Here is a 14,235-nt window from a genome sequence, read left to right as displayed (position 1 = left end):
AAACACATGAACGCACCCCTCAAGATTTCCATGCCGGCCGAGGCGTCCGCGGCGCCGAAAGCCTACAGGCTGCTGATCGACGGCAAGCATATCGATGCCCGCGACGGCCGCACGATTGCTCGCAATAGCCCCGGCCACGGCTTCACCGTCTCGCACTATGCACAAGCCGGCGAGGGCGAAGTGGAAGCCGCGGTGCAGGCTGCTCACAAGGCGTTCGAAACCGGCCCGTGGCCGCGCATGAAAGCGGCCGAACGTGCCGCGATCCTGCTCAAGGCGGCCGACCTGATCGAGGCGCGGCTGGAAGAGATCGCCCGGCTCGACGCGCTGGAATCGGGCAAGCCGATCGCCCAGGCGCGCGGCGAGATCGGCGGCGCCGTCGACATCTGGCGCTATGCCGCATCGCTCGCCCGCACGCTGCACGGCGAATCCTACGCCAATCTCGGCGATGCCATGCTGGGTGTCGTGCTGCGTGAACCGATCGGCGTTGTCTCGATCATCACACCGTGGAATTTCCCCTTCCTGATCGTCAGCCAGAAGCTGCCCTTCGCGCTCGCCGCCGGCTGCACGGCGATGGTCAAGCCGAGTGAGATGACCTCGGCCTCGACCTTCGTGCTCGGCGATATCCTGATGCAGGCCGGCCTGCCCGCCGGCGCAGTCAACATTCTCGCCGGCCTCGGCGCTGATGTCGGTGCGCCGATGGTCAGCCATCCCCTGGTCGAGATGGTGTCGTTCACCGGCTCCACCCGCGTAGGCAAGATGACGATGGCCTCGGCCGCACAGTCGCTGAAGAAAGTTTCGATGGAGCTCGGCGGCAAGAACGGCCAGATCGTCTTCCCCGACGCCGACCTCGATGCGGCCGCCGACGCGGCGGTGTTCGGCGGCTTCTTCAACGCCGGCGAATGCTGCAATGCCGGCAGCCGGCTGATCGTGCACGAGGCGATCGCCGACGATTTTCTCAGCGCCGTCAAGGCGCTCACGGCCAGGGTGACGGTCGGCGATCCGCTCGACGACCAGACCAAGGTCGGCGCAATGATCTCATCCGACCACTTGGCCAAGGTGGCGGATTACGTCGCGGCAGCTGCCAACGAAGGCAGCAGCGTCTACAGCGGTGGCAAGCAGTTGGCCTCCAATGCCGGCCAATACCTCGATCCCACCATCATCCGCGGCGTCACCGAGGATATGGCCATAGCGCGCGAGGAAGTGTTCGGACCGGTGCTCTCGGTGCTGACTTTTGAATCGATTGAAAAGGCGTTGCACATCGCCAACAACACGCCCTATGGTTTGTCGGCGGGCGTGTGGAGCGCCAGCATCGACACTTGCATGTCGGTGGCGCGTGGGGTGCGTTCGGGGACCGTTTGGGTGAACACATTCATGGAAGGTTATCCCGAGCTGCCTTTCGGAGGCTACAAGCAGTCCGGTCTCGGACGCGAACTCGGCAAACGCGCCGTTGAGGATTATACCGAGGAAAAGACAATCCAGTTTCATCGCGGCCAACGCACCGGATGGTGGGTCGGCTGAGTTGAGAAGAACCCGGTGGGCTTCCACCGGTCGTGTAATGCAACAAGGGAGGAAGTACATGTTGCGCAAACTGCTTATCGGAACGGCTCTCGCATCGGGTCTGGCTTTCGCGGCTCATGCCGAGGACGTCAAGGAAGTCCAGATGCTGCATTGGTGGACGTCGGGCGGCGAAGCGGCTGCTCTCAACGTGCTCAAGGGTGACCTGGCCAAGGAAGGTTACGCCTGGAAGGACGTGCCGGTGGCCGGCGGTGGCGGTGACGCTGCCATGACCGCGCTGAAGGCGATGGTCGCGGCCGGCAATTACCCGACCGCCTCGCAGATGCTCGGCTACACAGTGCTCGACTATGCGGCCGCCGGCGTCATGGGCGACCTGACCGAGACGGCGAAGAAGGAAGGCTGGGACAAGTCCGTTCCGGCCGCCCTGCAGAAGTTCTCGGTCTATGAAGGCAAGTGGGTCGCGGCTCCGGTCAACGTCCACTCGGTCAACTGGCTGTGGATCAACAAGGCCGTCATGGACAAGATCGGCGGCACCGAGCCGAAGACCTTCGACGACTTCGTTGCCCTGCTCGACAAGGCCAAGGCGGCAGGCGTGATCCCGCTCGCCCTCGGCGGCCAGAACTGGCAGGAAGCCACCATGTTCGACTCGGTCGTGCTGTCGACCGGCGGACCTGAGTTCTACAAGAAGGCCTTCAACGACCTCGATGACGAGTCCCTGAAGTCCGACACGATGAAGAAGTCGTTCGACAACCTGGCCAAGCTCGTCACCTATGTCGACCCGAACTTCTCGGGCCGTGACTGGAACCTTGCCACCGCCATGGTCATCAAGGGCGATGCCCTTGTGCAGGTCATGGGCGACTGGGCCAAGGGCGAGTTTAACGCCGCCAAGAAAACGCCGGGCACGGACTTCCTGTGCTATCGCTTCCCGGGCACCGAAGGCTCGGTGGTCTACAACTCCGATATGTTCGGCATGTTCAACGTTCCGGACGACCGCAAGGCCGCCCAGATCGCATTGGCCACAGCCACCCTGTCGAAGAGCTTCCAGTCGGCCTTCAACGTTGTCAAGGGTTCGGTTCCGGCTCGTACCGACGTTCCGGACACCGACTTCGACGCTTGCGGCAAGAAGGGCATCGCTGACCTGAAGGCAGCCAACGAGGGCGGCACGCTGTTCGGTTCGCTGGCCCAGGGCTATGGCGCGCCTCCGGCGGTCGCCAATGCCTACAAGGATGTCGTCTCCAAGTTCGTCCATGGTCAGATCAAGACCTCGGACGAGGCCGTGACCGAACTGGTCAAGGCCATCGACGACGCCAAGTAAGCGCCACACACAAAAACGCCTTCCCCGTTCCGGCGGGGAAGGCTCCGATCCGCGAAGCTGGATGGCCGCGTGTCGACGGGAGGAGCCTCATGAGCACGGTAGCGACAAGCCAGATCAAGCTGACGCCGGAGCACGCGCGCCCGCGCGCCTCGGTGCGCTCGCGCCTGCAGGATGCGCTGCCTAAGATCGTGTTGGCGCCGAGCTTCGCCATCACCATCGTCTTCGTCTACGGCTTCATCCTGTGGACGATCTATCTGTCCTTCACCAATTCCAAGACCTTCCCATCCTATGTCATCACCGGCCCGCGCGCCTATCAGCGGCTGTGGGGCTGGACCTTCGACACCGACCCGCCATCGAGCTGGTACACGTCGATCACCAACATGGGCATCTTCGGCTTTCTCTACATCTTCATCTGCCTGGCGCTCGGCCTGTTCCTGGCCATCCTGCTCGATCAGAAGATCCGCGGCGAAGGCGTGCTGAGGCCGATCTATCTCTACCCGATGGCGCTGTCCTTCATCGTCACCGGCGTTGCCTGGAAATGGTTCCTCGACCCCGGCCTCGGCCTCGAGCAGACCTTGCATCAGTGGGGCTGGACGAGCTTCCATTTCGACTGGATCAAGAACAAGGATTTCGTCATCTACACGGTGGTCATCGCCGGCGTCTGGCAGGCCTCCGGCTTCATCATGGCGATGTTCCTGGCAGGCCTGCGCGGCATCGACGGCGAGATCATGAAGGCGGCGCAGATCGATGGCGCCACCACCTTCCAGCTCTACCGCCGTATCGTCATTCCGCTGCTGCGGCCGATCTTCCTGTCGGCCTTCATCGTCCTCGCACACCTCGCCATCAAATCCTACGATCTGGTCGTGGCTCTGACCAGCGGCGGACCGGGCGGCTCGGCCTGGCTGCCCTCCAATTTCATGTACGAGTACACGTTCAAGCGCAACGAAATGGCCGTCGGCTCGGCCAGTGCCGTGATCATGCTGATGACCATCGTCGCCATCATCGTGCCCTATCTCTATTCGGAACTCAGGGAGAAGCCGCGATGAGCGCCGTCACCACTCCCGCCCGTCAGGCTTCAGGCGTCGTCAACGTCAAGATCGTCAACCGCATCGTCATTTACGGACTGCTGGCGCTGTTTGCGCTGTTCTACCTGATGCCGCTGTTCGTCATGCTGGTCACCTCGTTCAAGACCATGGACGAGATTCAGAACGGCAACATGCTGGCATTGCCCCAGGCGCCGACCTTCGATCCATGGCTCAAGGCCTGGGGGGAGACCTGCGTCGGCCTCACCTGCGCCGGCATCAAGGGCTATTTCTGGAACTCCATCAAGATGGTGGTTCCGGCCGTGCTGATCTCGACGATGCTCGGCGCCCTCAACGGTTACGTGCTGACCAAATGGCGCTTCCGTGGCGCGACGCTGGTGTTCGGACTGATGCTGTTCGCCTGCTTCATTCCGTTCCAGTCGGTGCTGTTGCCGATGGCAACCATCCTGGGCAGCCTCGGCCGCTTCGGCGTCATGCTGCGGAATTCGGTCGGCACGAGCTTCGGCCTCGGTAACCCGACGGTCAACCTCGTCTTCGTCCACGTCGTCTACGGCATCGGCTTCACCACGCTGTTCTTCCGCAATTACTACGAGGCGTTCCCGACCGAACTGGTCAAGGCGGCACAGGTGGACGGCGCTTCGTTCTTCCAGATCTTCCGTCGCATCATGCTGCCAAATTCGATGCCGATCTTCGTCGTCACGGTGATCTACCAGTTCACCAACATCTGGAACGACTTCCTGTTCGCCTCGGCTTACGCCGGCACCGGCGACTCGATGCCGATGACGGTGGCGCTCAACAACGTCGTCAACACCTCGACCGGCGTCGTCGAATACAACGTCAACATGGCCGCCGCGATGATCGCGGCTCTGCCCACCCTTCTCGTCTATGTGCTCGCCGGCCGCTACTTCGTGCGCGGTCTCATGGCTGGCGCCGTCAAAGGATAATCTGATGGCTTTTCTGGAAATTGATGGTCTGAGAAAGCGCTTCGGCCAGGTCGAGATTCTGAAAGGGATCGATGTCGAGCTCGAGAAAGGCGGCTTCCTGGTGCTGGTCGGCCCGTCCGGCTGCGGAAAATCCACTTTGCTCAACACCATCGCCGGGCTGGAGACGATCACGTCGGGCGAAATCCGCGTCGACGGCCGCCAGATCAACGATCTGCATCCCTCCAAGCGCGACATTGCCATGGTGTTCCAGAGCTACGCGCTCTACCCGAACATGACGGTGGCGGGAAACATCTCCTTTGGCATGGAGATGCGCGGCGTGCCGGCGGTGGAGCGCCAGAAGGCGATCGACAAGGTGGCCAAGGTGCTGCAGATCGGTCACCTGCTGCAGCGCAAGCCGAGCCAACTTTCGGGCGGCCAGCGCCAGCGAGTCGCAATGGGCCGGGCCCTGGTGCGCGACCCCAAACTGTTCCTGTTCGATGAACCTTTGTCCAACCTCGACGCCAAGCTGCGCGTCGACATGCGCATCGAGATCAAGCGCCTGCACGCCACCACCGGCACCACCATCGTCTACGTCACCCACGACCAGATCGAGGCGATGACGCTGGCGACCAAGATCGCCGTCATGCGCGACGGCGAGGTACAGCAGTTCGGCACTCCAGCCGAAATCTACAACAACCCGACCAATCTCTTCGTCGCAGATTTCATGGGCTCGCCGGCGATGAACCTGATCCCGGCGACCATCGGCACCAACGGCAACGCGCTGTCCGTCGTGCTCCAGCGCGAGGCGCGCGAGCCGATCAACCTGCCGATGGCCAATGCACCGGCGGGCCTGTCGGCATTCCAGGGCAAGCCGATCATCTTCGGCGTCCGCCCTGAAGCGCTGACCGACCCGGAAGGCGCCGAGCGCAATGCGTCGAACATCGCCACCGCCGACTGTCACATCGAGGTCATCGAACCGGCAGGCTCCGACACCTTCGCCGTCACCAATCTCGGAGGCAAGGGCGTGGTGGCGCGGCTGCGTGCCGACGCCAACATCCAGCCGGGCACCAACACGCCGCTCGCCTTCAACCTGACAAAGGCTGTGTTCTTCGATCCGGCGACCGAGAGCCGCATTCGCTGACGGCCATGACAAATCCGGACATCGTCATCATCGGCTCCGGCATAGGCGGCGCAACGATCGCCTCCGGCCTTACCGGCAGCGGCGCCTCGATCCTGATGCTGGAGCGTGGCGAGCCGTTGCCGGCAACGCCGCATGCGCGTGACACGCGCTCGATCTTCGTCGACGGCCACTATCGGCCGAAGGAGATGTGGCGCGAGGCCGGTGGCGGTGCCTTCAATCCCGGCAACTACTACTATGTCGGGGGCAATTCGAAATTCTACGGCGCTGTGCTGATCCGCTACCGCAAGGAAGACTTTGCCGCCATGGAGCATTTCGGCGGTGTTTCGCCGGCCTGGCCGTTTTCCTATGAGGAGTTCGAGCCCTGGTATTCGAAAGCCGAACAGCTGTTTCGCGTGCGCGGCGCGCTGGGCGAGGACCCGACCGAACCGTTCCATTCGATCCCCTACTCCTTCAAGCCGGTTCCCGACGAAGCCCCCATCGCCCGCGCCCGCGCCGAGCTCAAGGGACTCGGTCTGCATCCAGCCTCGCTGCCGCTCGGTGTCGACATCGACATCTGGCTGAAGGAGGGCAGGACCGGCTGGGATGCGTTTCCCAACACCGGGCAGGGCAAGGTCGACGCGCAGACCGGTCCACTGACGGCGGCACTCAAGGACAGTAATATCCAACTCAAGACCAGCGCCTATGTCGAATATCTCGAGGCGTCGGCCGATGGCAAAACCATATCAGCCATTCACTATCGCCAGAATGGCGCATTGAAGAAGGTATCGCCGAAACTGGTCATCCTCTCGGCCGGCGCGGTCAATTCCGCCGTCATCCTGCTGCGCTCGCCCTCACCCAACAACGGCAAGGAAGGTGGCAAGGGCCTTGCCAACCGCTCCGACCAGGTCGGCCGCAATTTCATGAACCACAATTCGAGCGCCATGCTGGCGATCGATCCGCGCCGCCGCAACGATGCCGTCTACCAGAAGACGCTGATGCTGAACGACTATTACCTGTCCGACGGCAAGGGCGGCAAGCCGCTCGGCAATGTCCAACTGCTCGGCAAGATCGACGGCAACATGCTCAAGGCCAACGTGAAATTTACGCCGAAATTCGCGCTCGATTTCATCGCCGGCCACGCCGTCGACTGGTATTTGATGTGCGAGGACCTGCCCGATCCCGAAAGCCGCATCATGGTCGACGGCAAGGACATCGTCATGCAATGGCGGCGCTCCAACATGCAGTCGCTCGACGGGCTGACCAAGGTGATGCGCGAGAACTTCCGCGCCTGCGGTTATCCCCTGGTGCTGTCGCGGCCCTTCGACAAACGCACGCCGTCGCACCAGTGCGGCACGGTCAAGATGGGCGACGATCCGGCGACCGCGCCGCTCGACCCCTTCTGCCGGTCGTTCGACCATCGGAACCTGTTCGTCGTCGATGCCAGTTTCCTGCCCAACTCGGCCGCCGTGAACCCGGCCCTCTCGATCGCCGCCCAGGCGCTGCGTGTCGCCGACCATATCCGCAAGGGCGAACTGGCATGATCAGTTTGCGCTGCCCCTCATCGCCCTGCCGGGCACTTCTCCCCGTAAACGGCGTAAACGGGGAGAAGAAAGCTGGCCACAACCTCGGCGCTCCTTTGACGATCGGCGAAAGCGGTGGCGACAGTGTCCTTCTCCCCGTCTCTGTACGGGGAGAAGTGCCCGGCAGGGCGATGAGGGGCGGCGACCACGCCTGCGGAGGTAGCCTCCAATGACCCGCCCCGCAGCCATCATCACCGGCGGCGCACGCGGCATCGGCCTTGCTTGCGCCGAGGCGCTCGCCGATGCCGGCTTCAATATTCTGGTCGCCGACCTTGCCGAAACAGCCGCCGACGGACTTGCCACCGACATCGCCGGGCGCGGTGCGAAATTCGCTTATGCCCCTTGCGACATCGCCGATCTCGACAGCCACACCACACTTGTCGATGCCGCGATGCGCGCCTTCGGTCGTATCGACTGCCTGGTCAACAATGCCGGTGTCGGCGCGGTGGCGCGCGGTGACCTCCTGGACCTCAAGCCGGAGAATTTCGACCGCACGCTGGGCATCAATCTGCGCGGCACCGTGTTCCTCAGCCAGGCCGTCGCCAAGGCGATGCTGGCAACACCGAACGACCATACAAAATCAATCATAACCATCACCTCGGTCAGCGCCGAAATGGCGTCGCCCGAACGGCCGGATTACTGCATCTCGAAAGCCGGGCTTTCGATGTGGGTGAAGAACCTGGCGCTGCGGCTGGCGCCCGAAAACATCGGCGTGTTCGAGGTGCGTCCCGGCATCATCCGCACCGACATGACATCCAGCGTGGCCGCCAAATACGATTCGCTGATCGACGGTGGGCTGGTGCCGGCCAAACGCTGGGGCGAAGCGGCCGATATCGGTGCGGTGGTGGCGACGCTCGCTAGAGGAAAACTAGGCTTTTCGACCGGCTCGATCATCAATGTCGACGGCGCGCTCTCCGTGCCGCGACTGTAAATGGACAGTGTCATGACCGACTACATCATCGTGGGCGCCGGTCCGGCCGGCTGCGTTCTGGCCAACCGATTGAGCGAGGATCCGGCAAATTCGGTCCTGCTGCTGGAAGCCGGCGGCAAGGACTGGCATCCCTATATCCACATGCCGGCCGGCTTCGCCAAGATGACCAAGGGCATTGCGTCCTGGGGCTGGTCGACCGTACCGCAGAAGCACATGAAAGACCGCGTTTTTTGGTACACGCAGGCCAAGGTGGTTGGCGGCGGTTCGTCCATCAACGCCCAGATCTACACGCGCGGCAACGCCCGCGACTATGACGCCTGGGAGAAGGAAGAGGGCCTTGCCGGCTGGGGCTATCGCGACGTGCTGCCCTATTTCAAGCGCGCCGAAAACAACCAGCGCTACGCCAACGATTACCACGGCGACCAGGGCCCGCTCGGCGTGTCGAACCCGATTTCGCCGCTGCCGATCTGCGAGGCCTATTTCCGCGCCGGCCAGGAGATGGGCATCCCCTTCAATCCGGACTTCAACGGCGCCAGCCAGGAAGGCGTCGGCTATTACCAGCTGACCCAGAAGGATGCCCGCCGCTCCTCCGCTTCGGTGGCCTATCTCAGACCGATCCGCGCGCGCAAGAACCTCACCGTCAGGACCGATGTGCTGGTGACCCGCATCGTCGTCGAGAAGGGCCGTGCCGTCGGCGTCGAAATCGTCGACAGGCCGGGCGGCGAGAAGAAAATCCTGCGGGCCGAGCGCGAGGTGATCGTCTCCTCCGGCGCCATCGGCTCGCCGAAACTGTTGATGCAGTCGGGCATCGGCCCTGCCGACCATCTGAAGGCGGTCGGCGTCACGCCGGTTCATGACCTGCCCGGCGTCGGCTCCAACATGCAGGACCATCTTGATTTGTTCGTCATCGCCGAATGCACCGGCGACCACACCTATGACAATTATGCAAAGCTGCACCGCATGGCCTGGGCCGGCCTGCAATACCTGCTGCTGAAGAAAGGGCCGGTGGCCTCCAGCCTGTTCGAGACCGGCGGCTTCTGGTACGCCGACCCGACTGCCGCCTCGCCCGACATCCAGTTCCATCTCGGCCTCGGCTCCGGCATCGAGGCCGGCGTCGAGAAGCTGAACAACCCGGGCGTGACCCTGAATTCAGCCTTCCTGCGGCCGCGCTCGCGCGGCACGGTGCGGCTGAAGAGTGCCGATCCCGCCGACCATCCGTTGATTGACCCGAACTACTGGTCCGATCCCTATGATCGCGATATGTCGATCAAGGGGCTGAGGCTGGCGCGCGAGATCATGCGGCAGAAGGCGCTTGCCCCTTACGTGCTGCGCGAAGTGCTGCCCGGCCCGTCGCTCGCCAGCGATGACCAGCTGTTCGATTATGCCTGCCGCAGTTCCAAGACCGACCACCATCCCGTCGGCACCTGCCGCATGGGCCATGACGACATGGCTGTCGTGACACCGGATCTGCGGCTGCGCGGCATCGAGGGCCTGCGCGTCTGCGACGCCTCGGTGATGCCGCGCATCCCCTCCTCCAACACCAATGCGCCGACCATCATGGTTGGTGAAAAGGGTTCGGATATCATTCTTGGCCGCGAGCCGTTGCCGCCGGCCGTGTTCTCTGGAAACCGGGCGGCTTAGGGACAAAAAATGATCAGGCACTGCGTTTTTGCTAGATTCCGCAACGATGTTCCCGCCGCTGAGCGCATGGCGATCCATGCAGATCTCGAGGCACTGCGACAGGTGATCGACGGCATGGACGCGGTCCAGTTCAGCGCCAATGTCAGCCCGGAGCCATTCGCGCGCGGCTTCACCCACGGCTTCACAATCGACTTCCGCGATGCTGCCGCGCGCGACGCCTATCTGGTGCATGAGGCGCATCAGCGCGCCGGCGCCCGGCTGGTCGCCGCACTTGAAGGCGGCACCGACGGACTGATGGTCTTCGACCTGGGGCTCTAGCGCGCTGCAATCGAAAAATTGGCGCACATTTGTAGATGTGCTTGGTTTCGTCGTCCCATACCTAGTGGTGAAATGGGTGATCGCGAGACGACACCTGGACTAACCGAGCCTGAGCGCGACGACACCGGCGACGATGCCGAGCGCGGCGGCACCGCGCCAGCCCGTCATCTTCTCGCCGAGCGCGAACACCGAGATCATCATGGCAAACAGGATCGAGGTTTCGCGCAGCGACGCCACCGAGGCGATCGGCGCCTTGGTCATCGCCCACATGACGATCCAGTAGGCCGCGCCACTGAGCACGCCGGTGAATAGCCCTGCCTTCCAGTCGCGCGCCAGTACCGGCAGCGCCTTCGGCCCACGGAAGATCAGGCACAGCACCAAGGCGCCAAAAGCATCGCAGATGAACAGCCAGGCGGCGTAGCTCTGCGCCGAGGCGGCCAGCCGCGCGCCGCTGCCGTCGGAGAGCGTGTAGCTGGCAATGAAGATCGAGGTGCCCAGCGCAAAGCCGACCGCGCGTAAATTCAGCTTTTCCAGATGCGCGCCGCCGCGAAACGACATCACCAGCGTGCCGGCCGACAACAGAAAGATGCCGAGCATGGCGAACGGGCCAGGAATCTCGGCAACGACGAACATGCCGCCAAAGGCCGAGAGCAGCGGTGCGGTGCCGCGCGCCAGTGGATAGGTCTGGGCGAAATCGCCGGCCTTGTAGGCTCCGATCAGGAAAGTCCGGTAGCCCATGTGGAAAAACACGGAGGCGATGATGTAGGGCCACACCTCCGCCTTCGGCACTTCGACGAACGGCAGCACCAGCAGGGCCGCGGCGCCCATACCGAGCGTCATCAGCGTGATCGACAGGAAGCGGTCGAGATGGACCTTGACCAGCGCGTTCCAGACCGCGTGCATGGCGGCGGCGGCAAGCACCGCGAAGAAGACGAAAAGTGTCATGCGCGGCTCATGGGGCAATGCCGGGCGTTTTCGAGATCGATGTCGACCCGCAGCGGGAAATGGTCCGACGCAACCTCGCCGATATCGGCACTGATTGAACGCACGCGCCCGGCTAACATGCCGCCGACGAAGCAATGGTCGAGCCGCCGCTTTGCCACCTTGCCGTCGATGGTCTTCACATGGGTGTGGAAATCCGCGGCCGGCTCGCTGGCAATGGCGGCGGCATCGACGAAGCCGTCAAGATAGGCCGCGCCGCGATGGTAAGGCGTGCTGCCGACGATGCGGCGGTATTCGGCGCTGCCCGGCTCCATGTTGAAATCACCCATCCAGATCGCCGCCGGTGGGTTTTCCGGTTCCGCTTCGCCGCTGGTCCAGTTGCGCGTGGGCTCGTCGTCGACGCCGCTCCACGGCCCGCCATCGGATGGTGCCCGGCGATGCTCGGCCATGAGATAGTCTATCTGCTCCAGCCGCTCCTCGACCGCGATATGGGCGAGATGCAGCGACAACACCCGCACCGGGCCGGCAGGCGTGCGGATCATGCATTCGAGTGCCGCATTGCGCGTATTGAGCGGCCGCAGCGTACGGCGCATCGGCAGCGCATGCAGCCGCGACCAGACGATCGGCAACTTGGACAGCACCATGGTGCCGAACTGCCGGCGTCGGTTGACCAGATGGCCGTCGCGCCGCTCGCTGGCATCCATGTCGAAGGCTGGGCCGTAGACCCAGTGATAGTCCGGCAGCAAGCGCGAAAGCAGCTCCGGCTGGTCGTCGAAATTGCTGCGCTGCCAGTGCCGCTCGACCTCTTGCAGCGCAATGATGTCGGCGCCGGCAACGATGCGCGCGGCGCGCGAAAGATCGTAGCTCCCGTCGCCGCCGAACCCGTATTGGATATTGTAGCTGACCAGCTTCATTGTTTATCCGGCTTACTTTCGAATTGGCAGTATCGGTTCGGCAGATTGGTTGCAATGTGCCGCGCGAGCGATGGGGCTGGGCCAGCGGCCAGAGTATCATCCCGAAAAGTGGAATCACGTTTTCGGAATAGAGCATGCTCAAACAACAACCAGCCCCTGCTTCATCTTGAGTCCATCGGGATGGAGCAGGCTCTATGTCGTCAGCGGTTGGAACCGGCCGGGTGGCGACGCCGCCAGTTCGGTCCAGTCGATCTCTTCCTCAAGGCGGTGATAGGCTTCGTCACCGATCGTGCCGTTGCGGCGCAGTTCCTCCAGCGCGTCGCGCTGGCTCTTGATGGCATAGAGGCGCAAGCGGTCATATTCGGTGGCCGCCTGGGCGTCGTCAGGATTTTTGGCGATCTTGCGTTGAGCGGCATATTGCTCGCGCACCGCAGCCGCCGCGTCCGATGTCTTGCCGCTCAATATGTCGAGGGCGGCCTGCATGACCACAACGCGTGCCTGCGCAACCTCGCGGTCGACCATTTCATCCGGGTCGAGGTTGAGCAGGCGCAGCAGCGGTTTCAGGCTCATGCCCTGGAGCACCAGCGTGCCTAGCACGACCGTGAAGGCAGCGAGCACGATCGGGTCGCGGGCGGGAAATTCAGCCGGCAAGGCAAATGCCGCCGCAAGCGTCACCAGACCGCGCATCCCGCACCAGCCGATGAGCATGCCGCCGCGCAACGATGGCGCGTCTCGCCGACGATCCGCATTGCCGAAACGGGCCAACCACCTGATGATCGCGCCGCAGCCCAGCACCCAGATCAAACGTGAAACGATGACGATGGCAAGTACGGTCCCGGCCAGGAAGAAGGCATCGGTCTGCCCCTCGCCGGCAAGCCTGCCGACAATCGAACGCGCCTGCAGGCCCATCAGCACGAAAGCCAGCACGTTGAGCACGAAGACCGCCGTTTCCCAAACCGAATAGGAACTGATGCGGTTTCTGGCCGGCATGCGGCGCGGCGCGGTGCGGGCGATGGTCATGGCATAGACCACGATGGTGATGATGGCGGAAAGGCCCAGCCTGTCGGCCAGGATCCAGACCCCGAATGTGCCGGCAAATTGCACCACAGTGCCGCTCGCCGGGTCTTCGATACGGTCCAGCGTCATCAGAGACAGCCGGCCAAGCAGATATCCGGCCGCAAGGCTGCCCAAGGTGGACAGCAGGATCATCGGCACGGCGCTGCTCAGCAGAATGCTGCCCGCTGCCGCCGAAACCGCTATCCGGTAGATCAGCAGCGCGGTGGCATCGTTGAGCAGGCTCTCGCCTTGCAGGATGGCTGTGATTCGATGCGGCACCTTGAACTGGCCAAGCACCGCCGACGCCGCCACCGCGTCGGGCGGTGCCACAATGGCGCCGAGGGCTATGGCCGCGGCGATCGGCAGGCCTGCCATCGCCCACCCGACCAGAGCCACGGTCGTCGTCGTGAAAAGGACAGCGCCGAGTGCCAGCAGCACAAGCGGCACCCTGTAGCGATTGAGGTCGCGCAAAGACGTATCATAGGCGGCATCGAGCAGCACCGGCGCGATGAACAGAGCAAGCGCCAGTTCCGGGTCGATCTCGATCGTCGGCACACCAGGTACGAAGGCGATGCCCACCCCTGCCAGCGCCAGCAAGGAGGGATAGGGAATCTGCGCACGCCGCGACAGCGCCGTTAGCGCGACGGCGATCAACAGCAGAATGAGTGTCAGTTCGAAGAGGGCCATGGCTTGTTATAGCCGGGAAGCGGGATCGTCGGCAGTGGCAAAGCAGCTGGAAAAAGCCTGGCCAGCAAGCTCGGGCTGGCAGGCAATGTGCCCCTACCAGCTTTGCTTCCACCCTCTGCAGGTTTCGGCGAGCGCATCGACCACACCAATGTCGAAATCACCGCGCCGTCGTCGGAAGCCTATGCCACCCAAATGGAAGCACTGCCGGTTTTTCAGGCGGTGATGCAGCCATTCATGGTTCCAGCCTGAA

Annotated in this window: 13 protein-coding genes; 10 read left to right on the top strand and 3 right to left on the bottom strand. The window is 63.3% G+C overall.

What is annotated here, in order from left to right; genetic code table 11:
- Positions 1–6 precede the first annotated feature (6 nt).
- From NKH19_RS01275 to NKH19_RS01235, 9 genes are all read left to right on the top strand, one after another.
- Positions 7–1,518, top strand: coding sequence for an aldehyde dehydrogenase family protein (locus tag NKH19_RS01275; RefSeq protein ID WP_352863255.1), 1,512 nt, complete (start codon positions 7–9; stop codon positions 1,516–1,518).
- 58 nt (positions 1,519–1,576) lie between these two features.
- Positions 1,577–2,830, top strand: a complete 1,254-nt coding sequence (locus NKH19_RS01270; protein WP_352863254.1) for an ABC transporter substrate-binding protein — start codon at positions 1,577–1,579, stop codon at positions 2,828–2,830.
- 89 nt (positions 2,831–2,919) lie between these two features.
- Complete coding sequence (locus tag NKH19_RS01265; protein ID WP_352863252.1) at positions 2,920–3,876, top strand: carbohydrate ABC transporter permease; 957 nt, start codon at positions 2,920–2,922, stop codon at positions 3,874–3,876.
- Positions 3,873–4,817, top strand: a complete 945-nt coding sequence (locus NKH19_RS01260; RefSeq protein WP_352863250.1) for a carbohydrate ABC transporter permease — start codon at positions 3,873–3,875, stop codon at positions 4,815–4,817. The genes NKH19_RS01265 and NKH19_RS01260 overlap by 4 nt, the downstream gene beginning before the upstream one ends.
- A 4-nt stretch (positions 4,818–4,821) precedes the next feature.
- On the top strand, positions 4,822–5,937 hold the full coding sequence (locus NKH19_RS01255) for an ABC transporter ATP-binding protein (RefSeq protein WP_352863249.1): 1,116 nt from the start codon (positions 4,822–4,824) through the stop codon (positions 5,935–5,937).
- A gap of 5 nt (positions 5,938–5,942) precedes the next feature.
- A complete protein-coding gene (locus NKH19_RS01250; RefSeq protein WP_352863247.1) occupies positions 5,943–7,457 on the top strand; it encodes a GMC oxidoreductase in 1,515 nt (504 codons plus the stop codon).
- Positions 7,458–7,665: 208 nt separating this feature from the next.
- A complete protein-coding gene (locus NKH19_RS01245) occupies positions 7,666–8,427 on the top strand; it encodes a 3-ketoacyl-ACP reductase (RefSeq protein WP_352863246.1) in 762 nt (253 codons plus the stop codon).
- Between the two features lie 12 nt (positions 8,428–8,439).
- Entirely contained in the window at positions 8,440–10,068 is a 1,629-nt protein-coding gene (locus tag NKH19_RS01240) for a GMC family oxidoreductase (protein ID WP_352863245.1), read from the top strand.
- Between the two features lie 9 nt (positions 10,069–10,077).
- On the top strand, positions 10,078–10,386 hold the full coding sequence (locus tag NKH19_RS01235; RefSeq protein ID WP_352863244.1) for a Dabb family protein: 309 nt from the start codon (positions 10,078–10,080) through the stop codon (positions 10,384–10,386).
- A gap of 99 nt (positions 10,387–10,485) precedes the next feature.
- Here the strand turns inward: NKH19_RS01235 and NKH19_RS01230 are convergent, their stop codons facing one another.
- The 3 genes from NKH19_RS01230 to NKH19_RS01220 form a co-directional block, all read right to left on the bottom strand.
- On the bottom strand, positions 10,486–11,331 hold the full coding sequence (locus NKH19_RS01230; RefSeq protein WP_352863243.1) for an EamA family transporter: 846 nt from the start codon (positions 11,329–11,331) through the stop codon (positions 10,486–10,488).
- On the bottom strand, positions 11,328–12,242 hold the full coding sequence (locus tag NKH19_RS01225) for an endonuclease/exonuclease/phosphatase family protein (protein ID WP_352863242.1): 915 nt from the start codon (positions 12,240–12,242) through the stop codon (positions 11,328–11,330). The genes NKH19_RS01230 and NKH19_RS01225 overlap by 4 nt, the downstream gene beginning before the upstream one ends.
- A 192-nt stretch (positions 12,243–12,434) precedes the next feature.
- A complete protein-coding gene (locus NKH19_RS01220) occupies positions 12,435–13,985 on the bottom strand; it encodes a cation:proton antiporter (RefSeq protein WP_352863241.1) in 1,551 nt (516 codons plus the stop codon).
- An 87-nt stretch (positions 13,986–14,072) separates the two neighbouring features.
- Here NKH19_RS01220 and NKH19_RS01215 point away from each other — a divergent pair, with 87 nt between their 5' ends.
- Positions 14,073–14,234, top strand: coding sequence for a hypothetical protein (locus NKH19_RS01215; RefSeq protein WP_352863240.1), 162 nt, complete (start codon positions 14,073–14,075; stop codon positions 14,232–14,234).
- Position 14,235 lies beyond the last annotated feature (1 nt).

This window comes from Mesorhizobium sp. M1338, from assembly GCF_040318045.1.
In the GTDB taxonomy this organism is placed as follows: Bacteria; Pseudomonadota; Alphaproteobacteria; order Rhizobiales; family Rhizobiaceae; genus Mesorhizobium.
This window is presented reverse-complemented; position numbering and strand designations above follow the sequence as displayed.